We start from the raw sequence: 18,295 nt of genomic DNA, 5'->3' as shown, positions 1-18,295 counted from the left end.
GTGACCTCCTCAGGGATGAGGACGAGAACAGACCACAGGGGGATTCTCGGTGTCGTACCCGTGTTCTAGGCTCGCCGGCATGTCGTGGACGCGGGGACTCCTTGCCGCGCTCGCGGTCTGTGTCGTGCTGGTGACCGGATCCGTGAGTTGTGGCGCCAGTGGGGAGCAGGGGCAGGGGGAGGGCCAGTCGGTCTCGCCGGTGGGCAAGGTCCTCGGCGACACCGACGGCGAGGGGCGGCACTACCGCGAGGTGGACAAGAAGAACGCTCCCGGGGTCGGCATAGAGGTGCAGCCCGCCACCGACGACTGCTGGTCGGTGCGGCTGACCGTCGAGAACTTCGCGTTCTCGCCCGACGGCACCGAGGCCGAGGCGGTCTCCGGCCGGGGTGTCGCCGTCCTCCTCGTGGACGACCGCCCGGTCACCACCCTGCGCACTCCCACGTACCGGCTCGCCGCCGCGTATGTCCCGCAGGGCACCCACAAGGTCACCGCCCGCCTCTATGCCGACGACGGCACCGTGTGGGCCGTGGACGGCGACCCGGTGGAGAGCACGGCGGACGTCACGGCGTCGAAGCCGCAGACGTCGACTAGCCCGGCGGCCGGGACCCCTGGGTCGGAGCCGACGGCGGGTGCGGGCGGGGACGGTGCGGACGGGGACGGCTCGGAGCCGGAGTCCCTGCCGGGTGCAGGTGAATCCGGGGCGCGGTTCGCGGCGATCGCCGGCGGCAGCGGCTCCGGCACGAGGCTCACGAACGGTGCCGGCAACGGCTCCACCGGGACGCGGCTCACAGCGGGCACCCGCGACGACGCCCACGCGACAGGGCTCACGGCGCCCAGGCGCGACGGCGCCGGAGCAACGTCGATCACGGCAGGCACCGGCATCGGCTCTCTCGCGACGTCGATCGCCGCGAGCACCCGCCCCGGCGCCCCCGCGACGCCGATCACCTCGAGCACCCGCCCCGGCGCCCGCGCGCCGCGGATCACGGTGCGTACCGGAGTCCGCGTATGAGCGCCGCAGGCACCCCGTGGGGTTCACCCCGCCTCGGTGGAAAGGCATCATGAAGCCCGTGCCCCAAGCGACCCCGCTTCGCCGTGCCCCCGTGCAGCGGCGTAGTGCCGAACGGCTGACCAGAATCCTCGACGCCTGCGCCGACCTGCTCGACGAGGTCGGCTACGACAACCTGAGCACCCGCGCCGTGGCCCTGCGCGCCGGCGTGCCCATCGGCTCGGTCTACCGCTTCTTCGGCAACAAGCGGCAGATGGCCGACGCCCTCGCCCAGCGCAACCTCGAACGCTTCACGGCGCGGGTCACCGACCGCCTCGGGAAGTCGGGCGAGGAAGGCGGCTGGCGGACCGCGATGGACGTCGTCCTGGACGAGTACCTCGCCATGAAACGCACCGCCCCCGGCTTCTCCCTGGTCGACTTCGGCAACCAGATCCCCGTGGGCGCCCGCCACGCCGAACCCAACCACCGCGTCGCCGAACGCCTCACCGAGCTGCTCTCCGGCTACCTCTCGCGCGAACCCGACGACGACCTCCGCCGCACCTTCCTGATCGCCACGGAAACCGCGGACACCCTGGTCCACCTGGCCTTCCGGATGGCGCCGGAGGGGGACGAGCGGATCATCCAGGAGATGCGGGAGATGCTGCGCGCGTATCTGGCGCGCGTTCTGGACTGAGTCCCGGCAACCCCTCCCCTCCGTCCATACCGGTCGGTATGCTCACGGGGACTGGCACCGCTGCCCCGGGAGGACCCGTGTCCCGCACCGCTCTGCGTATCTGCCCCCTGTGCGAGGCCACCTGTGGTCTGACGCTCACGGTCGAGGGGACCCGGGTCACCGGGGCCCGCGGCGACCGCGACGACGTGTTCAGCAAGGGGTTCATCTGCCCGAAGGGCGCCGCCTTCGGGGCCGTGGACGGTGACCCCGACCGGCTGCGCACCCCTCTCGTACGACGGGACGGGGAGTTGCGCGAGGCCACTTGGGAGGAGGCCTTCGACGCGGTCGCCGCCGGGATCCGGGGCGTCGTCGAGCGGTACGGGGCGAACTCGGTCGGGGTGGTCCTCGGCAACCCCAACGTGCACACCATGGCCGGCGCCCTCTACCCGCCGGTGCTGCTCGCCGGACTCGGCACCCGGAGCGTCTTCACCGCCTCCACGGTCGACCAGATGCCCAAGCACGTCTCCAGCGGACTGCTGTACGGCGACGCCAACGCAATCCCGGTGCCCGACCTCGACCACACCGACCACCTGCTCCTCCTCGGCGCCAACCCCCTGGAGTCCAACGGCAGTCTGTGCACCGCCCCCGACTTCCCCGGCAAGCTCAAGGCGCTCAAGGCCCGCGGCGGCACCCTCACCGTCGTCGACCCCCGCCGCACCCGCACCGCCCGGCTCGCCGACCGGCACATCGCCATCCGGCCCGGCACCGACGCGCTGCTCCTCGCCGCGATGACCCAGGTGCTCTTCGAGGAAGACCTCGTGGACACCGGGGAGTTGGCCCCCCACCTCCAGGGACTCGACGAACTCCGAGATGCCGTAAGGGACTTCACCCCCGAAGCGGTCGCCACCGCCTGTGACGTGGACGCCTCGCTGACGCGCACCCTCGCCCGCGAACTCGCCGCCGCCCCGACCGCCGCCGTATACGGCCGCATCGGCAGCTGCACGGTCCCGCACGGCACCCTCGCGAGCTGGCTCGTCGACGTGCTCACCATCCTCACCGGCAACCTCGACCGGCCCGGCGGCGCCCTCTTCCCACAGGCCGCCACCGACCGCACACCCCGGCCCGCCGGACCCAGCCACGGCTTCGCCCTCGGACGCTGGCACTCCCGGGTGAGCCAACACCCCGAGGCGAAGGGCGAGTTGCCGCTCTCCGCGCTCGCCGAGGAGATCGACACCGCGACCGGCGAGGGCGAGCCGATCCGGGCACTGATCGCCGTGGCCGCCAACCCCGTCCTGTCCGCCCCCGACGGCGACCGCCTCGACAAGGCCCTCGGCTCCCTCGACTTCATGGTCAGCGTGGACCCGTACCTCAACGAGACCTCGCGCCACGCCCACGTCGTGCTGCCGCCGCCCCCGCCCTCCCAGAGCCCGCACCACGACTTCGCGTTCAACACCCTGGCCGTCCGCAACCAGGTCCGCTACACCCGCCCCGCCGTCCCGCTGGAGCCCGGCCGGATGGCGGAGACGGAGATCCTCGCCCGGCTGGTCCTCGCCGCCACCGGCATGCACGGCGCCGACCCCTCCGCGGTGGACGACCTGGTCGTCGGCCAGACCCTCGGCAAGGCGGTCAAGGAGACCCACTCGCCCGTCCATGGCCGCGACCCGCAGGAGCTCGCCGCCCTCCTCCAGGGCGACACCGGCCCCGAGCGGCGGCTCGACATGATGCTGCGCCTCGGCCCCTACGGCGACGGTTTCGGCGTACGACCGGACGGGCTGAGCCTGACGAAGCTGCTCGCGCATCCGCACGGCATCGACCTCGGACCGCTGACGTCCCGGCTGCCGCAGCCGCTGAAGACCCGCAGCGGCAAGGTCGAGCTGCTGCCCGGGCCGATCGCGGACGACCTGCCCCGGCTGCGGGAGGCCCTGCGGCAGCGGGCCGAGGGGCTCGTCCTCATCGGCCGCCGGCACCTGCGCTCCAACAACAGCTGGATGCACAACGTCCCCGCTCTCACGGGCGGCACCAACCGCTGCACCCTGCACATCCACCCCGAGGACGCGGAGGACCTGCGGCTCGCCGACGGCCAGCTGGTCGGGATCAAGGGGGCCGGGGGAGCGGTGACCGCGCCGGTGGAGATCACCGACACGGTTCGGCGGGGTGTGGTGAGCCTGCCGCACGGCTGGGGCCACGACCGCCCCGGGACCCGTCTGCGGCACGCGGCCCAGGACCCCGGTGTCAATGTGAACCAGCTGCTCGACGGCACCCTCCTGGACCCCCTGTCAGGCAACGCGGTCCTCAACGGAGTGCCCGTCGAACTGATCGCAAGTCCGTGACCTGGAGTTTTGCGCTTATTGCTCGCACGTCAACGTCTTGTTAACGCCAAACGAACGGACCTAACGTCGTCGAACCGCCGGCCCTGGTGGGAGTTCAAGGGCGAACGTTAGGTATCCACTCATGTTGACCATCCTCGGCTTCGCCATGATCGCGACCTTCCTGGTCCTGATCATGATGAAGAAGATGTCGCCGATCGCGGCGCTCGTGCTGATCCCGGCACTGTTCTGTGTCTTCGTCGGGAAGGGCGCCAAGCTCGGTGACTACGTCATCGACGGCGTCACCAGCCTCGCCCCCACGGCGGCGATGCTCATGTTCGCGATCGTCTACTTCGGTGTGATGATCGACGTCGGCCTCTTCGACCCGGTCGTGCGCGGGATCCTGAAGTTCTGCAAGGCCGACCCGATGCGGATCGTGGTCGGCACCGCGGTGCTCGCCGCGATCGTCTCGCTCGACGGCGACGGCTCGACCACCTTCATGATCACCGTCTCGGCGATGTACCCGCTGTACAAGCGCCTGAAGATGAGCCTGGTCGTGATGACCGGTGTCGCCGCCATGGCCAACGGCGTGATGAACACGCTGCCCTGGGGTGGTCCGACGGCCCGCGCGGCCACCGCGCTGAAGGTCGACGCCAGCGACATCTTCGTCCCGATGATCCCGGCCCTGGCCGTCGGCCTGCTGGGCGTCTTCGTCCTCTCGTACGTCCTCGGCATGCGCGAGCGCAAGCGGCTGGGCGTGCTCACGCTGGGCGACGTCCTCGTCGAGGAGAAGGTCGAGGAGAAGGAGACCGAGTCCGTCCTGGTGGGCGCCGGCTCCGGCACCGGCAAGTCCGCTGCGGCCACCGGCGGTTCGGGCTCCGGCACCGACACGGACGACGAGGCCGAAGAGGCGGACGAGCAGAAGCGCTTCCAGGTCCTGGACCCGAACCGTCCCACCCTGCGCCCCAAGCTGTACTGGTTCAACGCGCTGCTCACGGTCGTCCTGCTCACCTGCATGATCATGGAGTGGCTGCCGATCCCGGTGCTGTTCCTGCTCGGTGCGGCGCTCGCGCTCACCGTCAACTTCCCGCACATCCCCGACCAGAAGGCGCGGCTCGCCGCCCACGCGGACAACGTCCTCAACGTCTCCGGCATGGTCTTCGCCGCCGCCGTGTTCACCGGCGTCCTCCAGGGCACCGGCATGGTCGACCACATGGCCCGCTGGATGGTCGACGTCATCCCCTCGGGCATGGGCCCGCACATGGCCCTCGTCACCGGCGTGCTGAGCCTCCCGCTCACCTACTTCATGTCGAACGACGGCTTCTACTTCGGTGTCCTGCCGGTGCTCGCCGAGGCCGGTGCCGCGCACGGCGTCACCCCGCTGGAGATGGCCCGCGCCTCCCTCGTCGGCCAGCCCCTGCACATGTCGAGCCCGCTCGTCCCGGCCGTGTACGTCCTGGTCGGCATGGCCAAGGTGGAGTTCGGCGACCACACCAGGTTCGTGGTCAAGTGGGCCGCGCTCACATGCCTGGTGATCCTCGGGGCAGGCATCCTCTTCGGAATCATCTGATCCGCTTCCCGTACCGTCGGAGGACTCGCACATGGCGCCCGGTGGGAACCGCGGCTGGCTGCTCCGCCTCGTCATCGCCTTCAGCTTCACGCAGGGGGCGGTGTCGATGGCACGGCCCGCCGTCTCCTACCGGGCTCTCGCGCTGGGCGCGGACGAACGCGCGATCGGTGTCATCGCCGGTGTGTACGCGCTGCTCCCGCTGTTCGCCGCCGTACCGCTGGGCCGCCGTACGGACCACGGGCGATGTGCGCCGCTGCTGCCCGTGGGAGTGGTGCTCATCTCCGGCGGGTGCGCGCTGAGCGGGATCGCCGACTCCCTGTGGACGATGGCGGTCTGGAGCGGGGTGATGGGGCTCGGCCATCTCTGCTTCGTCATCGGCTCCCAGTCCCTGGTCGCCCGCCAGTCCGCCCCGCACGAACAGGACCGCAACTTCGGCCACTTCACCATCGGCGTCTCCCTCGGCCAGCTGGTGGGCCCGCTCGCGGCAGGCGCGCTGATCGGCGGTTCCGACCGGGCGGGCACCAGCGCGCTCGCGCTGCTCGTCGCGGGCGCGGGGGCGGCGGTCTCGTTCACCTCGCTGTGGCGCATCGAGCACCGAGACACGGCGGCCACCTCCCGTACCGGGCCCGGCGACCGGGTCCCCGTCGGACGCATCCTGCGCGCCCGGGGCGTGCCCGGCGGCATCTTCGTGAGCCTGTCCGTGCTGTCCGCCACCGACATCCTCACCGCGTACCTCCCGGTGGTCGGCGAGCACCGGGGCATCGCCCCCTCGGTGATCGGCCTGCTGCTGAGCCTGCGCGCGGCGGCGACCATCGCCTGCCGTCTGGTGCTGACTCCGCTGCTACGGCTGCTGGGGCGCGCGCCGCTCCTCACCGTGACGTGTCTGCTGGGCGCCCTCCTGTGCGCGGGTGTCGCACTGCCGGTCCCGGTGTGGGCGCTGGCCGTGATGCTCGCGTTGCTCGGTTTCTGCCTCGGTGTCGGACAGCCGCTGTCGATGACGACGGTCGTCCAGGCCGCCCCCGACGGCGCCCGCTCCACCGCCCTCGCCCTGCGCCTGACCGGCAACCGCCTCGGCCAGGTCGCCGCACCGGCCACCGCGGGGCTGGTGGCGGGGGTCGCGGGAGTGGCGGCGCCGTTCGTGATGCTGGGCGGCCTGCTGCTGGTGTCGTCGGGAGTCGCGCTGCGCTCGTCGGCGCGGCGCGAGGAAGGGGCCGGACCGGCCCCGGGGGAGCGGCCGAAGCGCTCGGGATTGCGCCGCACGAGCGATATCTGACGGCGCGCCGGGCGTCGATGCGGCCGGCCGCCGGGCACATGAAGCAGAGTCCTCGCGAAAGAACGATTTGTATGAAAATCGTCTGAATCGGAGGAGCGCGCATGCCCAGCCTGACACTCCCACATGGTCTCCGCGCCCGCGCGGGTGCCACTGTCGTCCTCACCGCCCTCGCCGCGTCCGGCGCCTCCTGGGTGGCGGCACCCGCCGCCTCGGCCGCAGGAGAGAACGGCGACATCAGGATCCACCGCGTGGGCGTGCCCTACGGCGTGTCGAAGGACGACCCCAGGGTCTGCAAGTTCTACCTGGATGCCGTCAACTTCGACGTTCTCACCACCATCGCCTACACCATCACCCCCCAGCCTCCGCTGCCCACCGCCGCGACGGTGACCGGCGCCGTCCAGCTCGCCGGAGGTGCCGGCCACACCGACCCGCTGGGGGTGGCGGACGGACAGTACAAGATCACGTGGATCGTGGCGGGTGTCACCAAGGAGAAGGTCTTCCGCGTCAACTGCCATGAGGCCGACCGCGACGGCGGGCGCCGTCCGGGCGACCAGATCGAGGACCGGCAGCAGGGCGGCGGCGGGGCCTGGGGTCAGAGCGACTCCAACGGCCCGAAGGGCGGTGTGCACGCGGGTGGCGGCGGTCTCGTCGACACCGCGGCCGCGTACGCGCCGGTGGCCGGCGCCGGCGCGGTCGGCCTGGTGGCGGTCGGCGGCGTCGCCTGGTTCCGGCAGAACCGCCGTCGGCCCCATGGCGCCGCGTAGGCGCAGACGCAGGCCCTGGTACCGGACCCGCGCCTACCGTCTCACCAGGACGGCCCTGCTCACGGTCGTCCTGGTGACGACGGGGGTGCGGTGCACGGCCGACGACGGGCCGCCCTTGCCGGACGGGCCCGGCGGCCCGGACGCCGTGGCGGCCGCCGGCTCGGGCGCCGGCCCGGATGCGAAGGTGGCCGGTGGGCCGGGCGCGGCCGTGGGGTCGACGCCCTCGGCCCGCCGCCCGCCGCGGAGCACCCCGCCGCGCACGCTCCCGCCGCGCCCGTTGTCCCGGTCCCGGCCGACGTCCCTGCGCATTCCGTCCCTGGGCATCAACGCCCCGGTCATGGGCCTCGGGCTCATCAAGGGCCGGGAGCTGGCGACACCGCCGGTCGACAAGCCGAAGCTCGTGGGCTGGTACGAGGGCGGCCCGACCCCCGGTGAGGCCGGCACGGCGATCGCCGTGGGCCACCGCGACACCAGGACCGGCCCCGCCGTCTTCGCCGCCCTCGCCGAGGTGAAGCCCGGCAAGCTCATCGAGGCGCGGCGCGCGGACGGCCGTACCGCCGTCTACGCCGTGGACCGGGTGAAGGTCTTCGACAAGGCGGGCTTCCCCGACAAGGAGGTCTACGGGCAGTCCCGGCGCCCGGAACTGCGCGTGATCACCTGCGGCGGGCTCTTCACGAGACGGACGGGCTACACCAGCAACGTCGTGGTCTTCGCCCACCTCGTCGGCACCCGCGAGCCCCGGCCCGGCCCGACCCGGTCCGCCGGGCTCCGGAGTCCCTGGCCGCCAGGTTCCGGGTCCTCGAGTTCCGGTCTCCAGAGCCCTGGGTCCTCAACTCCCGGTCTACAGAGCACTGGGTCCGCAAGCCCCGGCTTCCAGAGCCCCGGGCCCGCAAGCCCCGGACTCCGGAGCCCCCGGCCCGCAAGTCCCGGGTCCTCGAACGCGGGGCTCCCAGGTCCCGGCTCCCGTGCCCCCGATCCCTCGAACAACGGGCCCCAAAGCTCCGTGCCGCGAGGCCCCGACCCCCGGAATCGCGAGCCCGAGGTCCCCGTGTGGCAGCCGTCCACGAGCGTGGCGGTTCGCTGAACCAGGTCGTCCGCTTTCTCAGGGACTGGACGGGAGTGCCGGATCCCGCCCAGTCCCTTCCCCCCGCCGGGTGCATTCCGTTAACTTCCGTGACGCACAGCCCCGTGCGAGCCGTCCGGGGTCGTCCGATCGCGGAGCACCAACGCCTGAGTCAGCCCCCGGGGGCACTGCCATGACACGCTCCATCTCCCTGCACGACGTGAGCAAGACGTACACCCGAGGAACCCGGGTGGTGGACCGCCTCACGCTCGACATCACGCCCGGCGAGTTCCTCGTCCTGCTCGGCCCCTCCGGCTGCGGCAAGTCCACCGTCCTGCGCATGATCGCCGGGCTGGAGGAGATCACCGAGGGCGAACTCAGGCTGGACGGCGAGTACGCCAACGACCTGGGGCCCGCCGAGCGGCGCATGGCGATGGTGTTCCAGAACTTCGCCCTCTACCCGAACATGACCACCCGCGCGAACATCGGTTTCCCGCTCCGCATCGAGGCCCCCGGCGCGGACCCGCGCCCGCGCGTGGACGCCACCGCCCGCATGCTGGGCATCGAGGACCTCCTCGACCGCTACCCGGCCCAGCTCTCCGGCGGTGAACGCCAGCGTGTGGCGATGGGCCGGGCCATCTCCCGCCACCCCTCCGCCTTCCTGATGGACGAGCCGCTGTCCAACCTCGACGCCAAGCTCCGCAACCACCTGCGCGCCGAGATAGCGAGCCTCACCCGCGAACTGGGCGTCACCACCGTCTACGTCACCCACGACCAGGCCGAGGCCATGTCGCTGGGCGACCGGGTCGCCGTCATGCGCGGGGGAGTCCTCCAGCAGGTCGACTCCCCGCGCTCGGTGTACGCCCTGCCCCGCAACGTCTTCGTCGCCGCGTTCATCGGCACCCCGCGCATCAACCTGCTGCGCGGCCTGGTCCGGGCCCCGCTGGACGGAGCCATGACCATCAGCCTCGGCAAGCAGTACCTGCGGCTGCCCGAACCGCTGTCCCTGGACCACCAGTTGCTCCGCGTCCAGCAGGGCCGGGAGGTCATCGTCGGGCTGCGTTCGGAGGCCGTCCGCATCGCCCATCCCGCCTCCGCCCGCCCCGGCGAGATGCCGATCACCGGGCTGGTCGAGCACGTGGAGTTCCAGGGTCACGAGGTCCTCGTGCACTTCAACACCGGTTCCCGTCCGGCCCACGTCCCCGACCTGGAGGCCGCGCGCCCCACCGCCCGCCCGGCGGCCAGGCGCCGCCGCGACGGCACCGTCCTGAACCGCCTCAGAGAACGCGCCGGCTCCCTGCGGGCGGGCCCGGTCGTGGTCCTGGACGACGCACCGGACCCCGGTCCCGGCGCCACGCCGCCCGACCCCCGCCTCCCCGGTGACCTGGTCGTCCGCACCACCCCGGACATCGACCTCCGCCGCGGCATGCAGGTCCCCCTCCTCGTCGACATCTCCCACCTGTTCGTCTTCGACCAGCACGGCGAGCGCATCTGCCCGTCCCCGGACCACCTTCCGGACCTGGACGAATGAACTGCGTGCGCGCCGACGGGGCTTGGCGCCGGGCGCCGGCACGGACGTCACCCCGGCCTTCCCGGCGCGCTGACCGTGCTGAGCGGACACGGACGGTGGCGGGACGTGAGCCCGTAGGTTCGCCGGACGTCCCGGGGTCGTCCGGCCCGCCCTGGTTCTGATCTCCTGGGGTGGTCCACCCCGCCCTGGCGCCGAAAAACTATCGCCGCTAGTTTGTGGGCTGGACTTTGTGAGCCGGACGACGACACGGCCCAGCCCGGGAGGACGCACCATGAAGGCGCACGACGGCATGTACATCGACGGCGAGTGGCGCCCGGCCACCGGACCGGACGTGATCGAGGTCGTGAACCCGGCCGACGAACAGGTCATCGGGCGGGTCCCGGCGGGCACCGCCGAGGACGTCGACCACGCCGTACGGGCCGCCAGCGCCGCCCTCCCGGCCTGGGCCGCGACCGCTCCGGCCGAGCGGGCCGCCCGGCTGGCCGCCCTCCGGGACGTGCTGGCCGCCCGCAAGGACGAGATCGCCGAGACGGTCACCGCCGAACTCGGCTCGCCGCTGAAGTTCTCGCAGAACGTCCACGCGGCCGTCCCCGTCGCGGTCGCCGGCTCCTACGCCGAACTGGCCGCGACCCACCCCTTCGAGGAGAAGGTCGGCAACTCCACGGTCCACCTGGAGCCGGTCGGTGTGGTGGCCGCGATCACCCCCTGGAACTACCCGCTGCACCAGATCGTCGCCAAGGTCGCACCGGCGCTGGCGGCGGGCTGCACGGTGGTCCTGAAGCCCGCCGAGGACACCCCGCTGGTCGCCCAGCTCTTCGCCGAGGCGGTCCACGAGGCGGGCGTCCCGGCCGGTGTCCTCAACCTGGTCACCGGCCTCGGCCCGGTCGCCGGACAGGCCCTCGCCGAGCACCCCGGGGTCGACCTGGTCTCCTTCACCGGCTCCACCGCCGTCGGCCGGCAGATCGGCGCGACCGCCGGCGCCGCGCTGAAGAAGGTCGCCCTGGAACTCGGCGGCAAGTCCGCCAACGTCATCCTGCCGAGCGCCGACCTCGCCAAGGCCGTCAACGTCGGCGTCGCCAACGTGATGTCCAACTCCGGCCAGACATGCAGTGCCTGGACCCGAATGCTGGTCCACCGGGACCAGTACGACGAGGCCGTCGAGCTGGCCGCCGCCGCTGCCGCGAAGTACGGCGAGCGCATCGGCCCCGTCGTCAACGCCAAGCAGCAGGCACGAGTGCGCGGTTACATCGAGAAGGGCGTGGCCGAGGGTGCCCGGCTGGTTGCCGGTGGCCCCGAATCCCCGCGAGAGCAGGGCTACTTCGTCGCCCCCACGGTCTTCGCCGACGTGACGTCCGGGATGACGATCGCCCAGGAGGAGATCTTCGGCCCGGTCCTGTCGATCCTGCGCTACGAGGACGAGGAGGACGCCCTGCGCATCGCCAACGGCACGGTGTACGGGCTCGCGGGCGCCGTCTGGGCCGGTGAGGAGGCGGAGGCGGTGGCCTTCGCGCGCAGGATGGACACCGGGCAGGTCGACATCAACGGCGGCCGCTTCAACCCCCTCGCCCCCTTCGGCGGTTACAAGCAGTCCGGCGTCGGCCGCGAGCTCGGCTCGCACGGTCTCGCCGAGTACCTCCAGACCAAGTCCCTCCAGTTCTAGGAGCCTTCACGTGGTTCGCGCAGCAGTTCTCCCCGCCGTGGGCGCTCCCCTCGAGGTCACCGACATCGAGCTCCCGGACCCCGGCCCCGGCCAGGTACGGGTCCGGCTCGCCGCCGCCGGGGTCTGCCACTCCGACCTCTCCCTGTCCGACGGCACCATGCGCGTCCCCGTCCCGGCCGTCCTCGGCCACGAGGGCGCGGGCACGGTCGTCGCCGTGGGCGAGGGCGTCACCGGGGTGGCTCCCGGCGACGGAGTCGTCCTCAACTGGGCGCCCTCCTGCGGCAGGTGCCACGCCTGCTCACTCGGCGAGGTCTGGCTGTGCGCCAACGCCCTCAACGGCGCCGCCGACGTCTACGCCCGTACCGCCGACGGCACCGACCTGCACCCCGGCCTGAACGTCGCCGCGTTCGCCGAGGAGACGGTCGTCTCCGCGTCCTGCCTGCTGCCCCTCCCCGACGGCATCCCGCTCACCGACGCGGCCCTGCTGGGCTGTGCCGTCCTCACCGGCTACGGCGCCGTCCACCACGCGGCCCGGGTCCGCGAGGGCGAGACGGTCGCGGTGTACGGCGTCGGGGGCGTGGGCCTGGCCGCCCTCCAGGCGGCCCGGATCGCGGGTGCCTCGCGGATCGTCGCGGTCGATGTCTCCCCGGAGAAGGAGGAGTTGGCGCGCGCCGCCGGAGCCACCGACTACGTGATCGCCTCCGAGAACACCGCCCGCGAGATCAGGGGTCTCACCGGAAAGCAGGGCGTGGACGTCGCCGTCGAGTGCGTCGGCCGCGCCTCGACCATCCGCACGGCCTGGGACTCCACCCGCCGCGGCGGCCGTACGACGGTCGTCGGCATCGGCGGCAAGGACCAGCAGGTCTCCTTCAACGCCCTGGAGATCTTCCACTGGGGACGGACCCTCGCGGGCTGCGTCTACGGCAACTCCGACCCGGCCGAGGACCTGCCGGTGCTCGCCGAGCACGTCCGGGCGGGCCGCCTGGACCTCGGGATGCTGGTGACCGAGCGGATCGCCCTGGACGGCATCCCGGCGGCCTTCGACAACATGCTGGCGGGCAAGGGCGGCAGGGCGTTGGTGGTGTTCTGACCCACGGTCCTCGCGGACGGGGTTCGTCTACGAGGAGTCCGAGGCCTTCTCGGGCCGCGGGACCGGTGCCGTCGCCGTCACCGGGCCCGCGGCGGTCCGGGCCCGGGACCGCGACACCGCCACGCCCGCGAGGCACAGCGCCCCGCCCGCGAGGGTGAGCAGCCCGGGGACCTCGCCGAGCGCCAGCCAGGACATCAGGACGACCAGGGCGGGCACCGCGTACGTGGTCGCGCCCATCCGGCTGGCCGTCGTACGGGCGAGGGCGTAGGCCCAGGTGGTGAAGGCCAGGGCGGTCGGGAAGACGCCCAGGTAGACCATGTTGAGCGTCGCGGAGGCGGGGGCGTGGGACGCCTCCGACACCAGCTGCCCGGAGAACGGCAGGCAGACGACGGCTCCGACCAGGCAGCCGAAGGTCGTCACCTGAAGGGGACTCGCCGACCCGAGGGCGGGCTTCTGGGCGACGACTCCACCCGCGTAGGCGATCGCCGCGAGCAGGCACAGCACCACGCCGAGCACGGAGGAGCCGCCGTCGTCCGTCATCGACAGGCCCACGGTGACCGCGCCTGCGAAGGACACCGCCATGCCGGCCAGCAGGCGCGGCGGCATCGCGTCGCCGAGCAGCCGGGCGCCGAGCAGGGCGATCAGCAGGGGGCCGATGTTGACGACCAGGGCGGCGGTACCCGCGTCGACCTGCTGTTCGCCCCAGTTCAGGACGACCATGTAGAAGCCGAACCAGAGGATGCCGGAGACGGCGATGCCTCGCCAGGCCTCACGTGGCGGAAGACCTTCCCGCCGTACCAGGCAGATCACGCCCAGGGCGAGCGCGCCCGACAGGAGCCGGCCGAGGGCCAGGGCGCCGGGGGAGTAGGCCTCGCCCGCGCTGCGGATGGAGACGAAGGCGGAGGCCCACAGGACGACGGTGACGGTGGCTGCGCCGGCTGCCAGCAGTTCGGTGCGGCGGGGGTTCATCATGTTTCCGAGGGTAGGAAGGTGCGGGGCCGGAAAGCTCGCGGATTTCGGACGGCTGCGTTGCTGTGCCTGTGCCTGTGCCAGTGCCAGTGCCAGTGCCTGTGCCTCGGCCTGTGTCTGCGCTGCCGCTACGCGGTGCGCCCGACCTGCTCGTACTGCTGGGCGAGACCGTCCAGCAGGGCCCTGAGGCCCGTCTCGAAGGCCCGTTCGTCGATCTTCTCCTGCTGTTCCGCGAGCAGGTGGGCCTGGCCGAGGTGCGGGTAGTCGGCCGGGTCGTACGCGCTCGCGTCGTCCACGAAGCCGCCCGCGAAGGAGCCGAGCGCGGAGCCCATGATGAAGTACCGCATCAGCGCGCCGATGGACGTGGCCTGGGCCGGGGGCCAGCCCGCGTCGACCATCGCGCCGTAGACCGCGTCGGCGAGCCGGAGTCCCGCGGGGCGGCGGCCGGGACCCTGGGCCAGGACCGGGACGATGTTCGGGTGGTCGCGCAGGGCCGAGCGGTAGGAGACGGCCCAGTCGTGCAGGGCCGTCCGCCACGGTCGGCCGTCCTGGAACATCGACAGGTCGACCTGGGCACTCACCGAGTCGGCGACCGCCTCCAGGATCTCGTCCTTCGTGCGGAAGTGGTTGTAGAGGGATGGGCCGCTGACCCCGAGCTCCGCGGCGAGCCGGCGGGTGGAGAGGCCCGCCAGACCGTCGGTGTCCACGAGCGCGCGGGCCGTCTCGACGATCCGGTCGGTGCTGAGGAGGGGCTTGCGCGGTCGGGCCATGGCGCACATAGTAGGGCGGCGGAAGGTAAACTAGCAGTGCTAATTTAAAGCTGTCTTTCCTGCCTGTCATGCATGCCTGTCTCTCACAGTGGGGTGATCTCGTGGTCGACCTGGGGCTCAGCGAGGAGCAGACCGCCGTCCGGCGGCTGGCGCGGGACTTCGTGGACCGTGAGATCGCCCCCCATGTCGTCGCCTGGGATCGCGCCGAGGAGGTCGACCGGGCTGTCGTCAAGAAGCTCGGCGAGGTGGGGTTCCTCGGGCTGACGATCGACGAGGAGTACGGCGGCTCGGGCGGCGACCATCTCGCGTACTGCCTGGTCACCGAGGAGCTCGGGCGGGGCGACTCCTCCGTGCGCGGGATCGTGTCGGTCTCCTTGGGACTGGTCGCCAAGACGGTCGCGGCATGGGGGAGCGAGGAGCAGAAGCGGCGCTGGCTGCCGGGGCTCACCTCCGGGGAGTACGTCGGCTGCTTCGGCCTCACCGAGCCCGGGACCGGCTCCGACGCCGGCAACCTCACCACCCGCGCGGTGCGGGACGGTGACGAATACGTCATCGACGGCACCAAGATGTTCATCACCAACGGCACGTGGGCCGATGTGGTGCTCCTGTTCGCCCGCTCGACGGACGCACCCGGACACAAGGGCGTCTCCGCGTTCCTGGTGCCGACCGACACCCCCGGTCTGACCCGCAGGACCGTCCACGGCAAGCTGGGCCTGCGTGGACAGGCGACCGCCGAGCTGGTCCTGGAGGGGGTGCGGGTGCCGGCCTCCGCGATGCTGGCACCCGAGGGAAAGGGGTTCTCCGTCGCGATGTCCGCGCTGGCCAAGGGGCGGATGTCGGTGGCGGCGGGGTGCGTGGGGATCGCGCAGGCCGCGCTGGACGCGGCGGTCCGGTACGCCGGTGAGCGCGAGCAGTTCGGCAAGCCGATCGCGGGGCACCAGCTGGTCCAGGAGCTGATCAGTGACATCGCCGTGGACGTGGACGCGGCGCGACTGCTGACCTGGCGGGTCGCCGATCTGATCGACCGCGGCCTGCCCTTCGCCGTGGAGTCCTCCAAGGCCAAGCTGTTCGCCTCGGAGGCCGCGGTGCGGGCCGCGAACAACGCGGTGCAGGTGTTCGGCGGGTACGGCTACATCGACGAGTACCCGGTGGGCAAACTGCTGCGGGACGCGCGCGTGATGACCCTGTACGAGGGCACGAGCCAGATCCAGAAGCTGGTGATCGGCCGGGCGTTGACAGGTGTGTCGGCGTTCTGAGTACCAGCTGAGTATTTGAGCGGATGTGGCCGCGGTCGCGGCGGGCCGAGACTCTGTCCATGAGTGAGACACCGGTCAAGCAGCAGAACACGGCGGCCTTCTACGGACAGGCCGTCGCCTCCTTCGGTGTGGCCATGGCGGCCACGGCCATCGGCATCTTCCGGTTGAACGCGGATGCCTGGGTGCGGGGGTTCCTCGCCATCGCCGTTCTGTACCTCGTCACCTCGGCCTTCACCCTGGCCAAGGTGATCCGCGACCGCCAGGAGGCCGGCCAGATCGTCAGCCGGGTCGACCAGGCCCGCCTGGAAAAGCTCCTCGCCGAACACGACCCCTTCGAGAAGCTCTGAGTTTCCCCTGCCTGCCTGCCTGCCTGCCCACCCTGCCTGTCCTCCCCTGCCTGTCCTCCCCGGCCTGTCCCCCTCCCTGTCGTTTCCCGCGTCTGAGCGGGGAGGCTAAGCGGTTGCTCAGGTTCGGCGGTATGGTGGGGGCTCTGAACGGTGGAGAGGGGTCTGCGATGAGCACGGCGGAGGAGACGGCCGGCGGCGAGACGTCGGCGTGGGGTGAGGTCACGCCCGACGCGGCGCGGCGGCTGCTCGTCGCCGCGGTGGAGGCGTTCGCCGAGCGCGGCTACCACGCCACCACGACCCGCGACATCGCGGGCCGGGCGGGAATGAGCCCCGCCGCGCTCTACATCCACTACAAGACCAAGGAAGAGCTGCTCCACCGCATCAGCCGGATCGGGCACACCAAGGCCCTGGAGATCCTCCAGGTCGCCGCCCGCCGCGAGGGCACCGCCACCGAGCGGCTGACCGACGCCGTGAGCTCGTTCGTCCGCTGGCACGCCGGCGGCCGTACCACCGCCCGGGTCGTCCAGTACGAACTCGACTCCCTCGGCCCCGACGCCCGCGCCGAGATCCTCGACCTGCGCCGCCAGTGCGACGCCGTGGTGCGCGGGATCATCGAGGACGGCGTCGCCTCCGGCGAGTTCGACGTCCTCGACGTCAAGGGCACCACCCTCGCCGTGATGTCGCTCTGCATCGACGTGGCCCGCTGGTTCAACGTCGACGGCCCCTGGACCCCCGACGAGGTCGGCGCGCTCGACGCCGACCTCGTGCTGCGGATGGTGGGGGCGGCGAAGTAGCCCCACGGGCGCCGAGCGGCAGCCCTACGGGTAGTACGTCGAGGGCAGCCCTACGGGTAGTGCGTCGAGGGCAGCCCTACAGCTAGTGCGTCGAGGGCAGCCCTACAGGTAGTACCGCGACACCGACTCCGCCACGCACACCGGCTTGTCCCCGCCCTCGCGCTCCACGCTGAAGGCCACGGTGACCTGCACCCCGCCCGCGACGTCGTCGACTCCGGTGATCCGCGCGGTGGCGCGCAGCCGGGAGCCGACGGGCACCGGCGCGGGGAAACGGACCTTGTTCGTCCCGTAGTTCACGCCCATCTTCACGCCCTCGACCTTGATCAGCTGAGGCCCGAAGAGCGGCAGCAGGGAGAGCGTGAGGTAGCCGTGCGCGATGGTCGTGCCGAAGGGGCCCGTGGCGGCCTTCTCCGGGTCGACATGGATCCACTGGTGGTCGCCGGTGGCCTCCGCGAACAGGTCGATGCGCTTCTGGTCGACCTCCAGCCAGTCGGTGTACCCCAGCTCCTCGCCCACCGCAGCCTTCAGGTCGTCCGCACCCGTGAAGATCCTCGGCTCTGCCATGTCCCGGCCTCCTCGCCCCATCATGTCTAAGCGACTGCTTAGCATGGTCGGCCGGAGGGCCCCTGTCAACGGACCCGCCGGGGTGGCGGCATGGGTAGGGTTCGAGGGGTGCCCCAGATTCCCGAGAAGATCCACGAGCTCACGGTCGGCCAGCTCGCCGCGCGCAGCGGCGCCGCCGTCTCCGCCCTGCACTTCTACGAGTCCAAGGGGTTGATCAGCAGCCGCCGCACCACGGGCAACCAGCGCCGCTACTCGCGTGACGCGCTGCGCCGGGTCGCCTTCGTCCGGGCCGCGCAGCGGGTCGGCATCCCGCTGGCCACGATCCGCGACGCCCTCTCCGAGCTCCCCGAGGAACGCACCCCCACCCGTGAGGACTGGGCCCGGCTCTCCGCGGCCTGGCGCTCCGAACTGGACGAGCGCATCAAGCAGTTGAACCGTCTGCGCGACCACCTCACCGACTGCATCAGCTGCGGCTGTCTCTCCCTCGACACCTGCGTGCTGTCCAACCCGGACGACGTCTTCGGCGACCGTCACACGGGGTCTCGCCTGCTGGTGCAGCAGAGCGGGGAACGGCAACCGAAAGGGGCGGCGGGGGAGTGCTGCTGAGCCGCGACGGCGGTCACCGTGTCCCGGGAAAACCACTGGGTCCCCCTGCCGGGGCCTGGTAGCGTCGCGATCTT

General features: G+C 72.0%; 16 protein-coding genes and 1 pseudogene. 14 read left to right on the top strand and 3 right to left on the bottom strand.

Annotated elements, in window-relative coordinates; translation table 11 throughout:
* Positions 1 to 79 precede the first annotated feature (79 nt).
* From IF54_RS43510 to IF54_RS0124755, 10 genes and pseudogenes are all read left to right on the top strand, one after another.
* A complete protein-coding gene (locus IF54_RS43510; RefSeq protein ID WP_234439052.1) occupies positions 80 to 1,009 on the top strand; it encodes a hypothetical protein in 930 nt (309 codons plus the stop codon).
* Between the two features lie 49 nt (positions 1,010 to 1,058).
* On the top strand, positions 1,059 to 1,679 hold the full coding sequence (locus IF54_RS0124795; protein WP_030322318.1) for a TetR/AcrR family transcriptional regulator: 621 nt from the start codon (positions 1,059 to 1,061) through the stop codon (positions 1,677 to 1,679).
* 77 nt (positions 1,680 to 1,756) lie between these two features.
* A complete protein-coding gene (locus tag IF54_RS0124790; RefSeq protein WP_030322317.1) occupies positions 1,757 to 3,988 on the top strand; it encodes a molybdopterin oxidoreductase family protein in 2,232 nt (743 codons plus the stop codon).
* 121 nt (positions 3,989 to 4,109) lie between these two features.
* Positions 4,110 to 5,534, top strand: a complete 1,425-nt coding sequence (locus IF54_RS0124785; RefSeq protein ID WP_030322315.1) for a CitMHS family transporter — start codon at positions 4,110 to 4,112, stop codon at positions 5,532 to 5,534.
* Positions 5,535 to 5,565: 31 nt separating this feature from the next.
* A complete protein-coding gene (locus tag IF54_RS0124780; protein ID WP_030322313.1) occupies positions 5,566 to 6,807 on the top strand; it encodes an MFS transporter in 1,242 nt (413 codons plus the stop codon).
* 101 nt (positions 6,808 to 6,908) lie between these two features.
* Entirely contained in the window at positions 6,909 to 7,571 is a 663-nt protein-coding gene (locus tag IF54_RS0124775; protein WP_030322312.1) for a hypothetical protein, read from the top strand.
* A pseudogene (locus tag IF54_RS0124770) lies at positions 7,558 to 8,307 on the top strand (class F sortase); the annotation flags it as partial. The gene IF54_RS0124775 and the pseudogene IF54_RS0124770, both read left to right, overlap by 14 nt.
* Positions 8,308 to 8,827: 520 nt before the next feature.
* On the top strand, positions 8,828 to 10,165 hold the full coding sequence (locus IF54_RS0124765; RefSeq protein WP_030322310.1) for an ABC transporter ATP-binding protein: 1,338 nt from the start codon (positions 8,828 to 8,830) through the stop codon (positions 10,163 to 10,165).
* Between the two features lie 271 nt (positions 10,166 to 10,436).
* Positions 10,437 to 11,825, top strand: coding sequence for an aldehyde dehydrogenase family protein (locus IF54_RS0124760; protein ID WP_030322309.1), 1,389 nt, complete (start codon positions 10,437 to 10,439; stop codon positions 11,823 to 11,825).
* A gap of 10 nt (positions 11,826 to 11,835) precedes the next feature.
* A complete protein-coding gene (locus tag IF54_RS0124755; protein WP_030322308.1) occupies positions 11,836 to 12,915 on the top strand; it encodes a Zn-dependent alcohol dehydrogenase in 1,080 nt (359 codons plus the stop codon).
* 27 nt (positions 12,916 to 12,942) lie between these two features.
* Here IF54_RS0124755 and IF54_RS0124750 read toward each other — a convergent pair whose 3' ends face one another.
* The gene (locus IF54_RS0124750) at positions 12,943 to 13,884 is read right to left on the bottom strand and encodes a DMT family transporter (RefSeq protein WP_078852093.1); all 942 of its coding nucleotides are present in this window, start codon (positions 13,882 to 13,884) and stop codon (positions 12,943 to 12,945) included.
* Between the two features lie 128 nt (positions 13,885 to 14,012).
* Positions 14,013 to 14,654 carry a TetR/AcrR family transcriptional regulator gene (locus tag IF54_RS0124745; protein ID WP_030322306.1) on the bottom strand — a complete coding sequence of 214 codons (642 nt, stop codon included), beginning with the start codon at positions 14,652 to 14,654 and terminating at the stop codon, positions 14,013 to 14,015.
* Between the two features lie 68 nt (positions 14,655 to 14,722).
* Between IF54_RS0124745 and IF54_RS0124740 the strand changes: the two genes are divergently transcribed.
* The 3 genes from IF54_RS0124740 (at position 14,723) to IF54_RS0124730 (ending at position 17,051) form a co-directional block, all read left to right on the top strand.
* Complete coding sequence (locus IF54_RS0124740) at positions 14,723 to 15,910, top strand: acyl-CoA dehydrogenase family protein (RefSeq protein ID WP_051735516.1); 1,188 nt, start codon at positions 14,723 to 14,725, stop codon at positions 15,908 to 15,910.
* Positions 15,911 to 15,969: 59 nt separating this feature from the next.
* Positions 15,970 to 16,257 carry a YiaA/YiaB family inner membrane protein gene (locus IF54_RS0124735; RefSeq protein ID WP_028809924.1) on the top strand — a complete coding sequence of 96 codons (288 nt, stop codon included), beginning with the start codon at positions 15,970 to 15,972 and terminating at the stop codon, positions 16,255 to 16,257.
* A 167-nt stretch (positions 16,258 to 16,424) separates the two neighbouring features.
* Positions 16,425 to 17,051, top strand: a complete 627-nt coding sequence (locus tag IF54_RS0124730; protein ID WP_030322304.1) for a TetR/AcrR family transcriptional regulator — start codon at positions 16,425 to 16,427, stop codon at positions 17,049 to 17,051.
* A 102-nt stretch (positions 17,052 to 17,153) separates the two neighbouring features.
* On the opposite strand, the gene IF54_RS0124725 is transcribed toward IF54_RS0124730, so the two are convergent.
* Positions 17,154 to 17,615, bottom strand: a complete 462-nt coding sequence (locus tag IF54_RS0124725; protein WP_030322303.1) for a MaoC family dehydratase — start codon at positions 17,613 to 17,615, stop codon at positions 17,154 to 17,156.
* 108 nt (positions 17,616 to 17,723) lie between these two features.
* On the opposite strand from IF54_RS0124725, the gene soxR reads away from it, so the two are divergent.
* Positions 17,724 to 18,221: a redox-sensitive transcriptional activator SoxR gene (gene soxR / locus IF54_RS0124720; protein ID WP_030322301.1), complete on the top strand. Its 498-nt coding sequence runs from the start codon at positions 17,724 to 17,726 to the stop codon at positions 18,219 to 18,221.
* Positions 18,222 to 18,295: the final 74 nt, after the last annotated feature.

This window comes from Streptomyces sp. NRRL B-3229 (assembly GCF_000719505.1).
Lineage (GTDB): Bacteria > Actinomycetota > Actinomycetes > Streptomycetales > Streptomycetaceae > Streptomyces > Streptomyces griseorubiginosus.
Note: the sequence above shows the minus strand (reverse complement) of the source record. Positions and strands in the feature narration are given on the sequence as shown.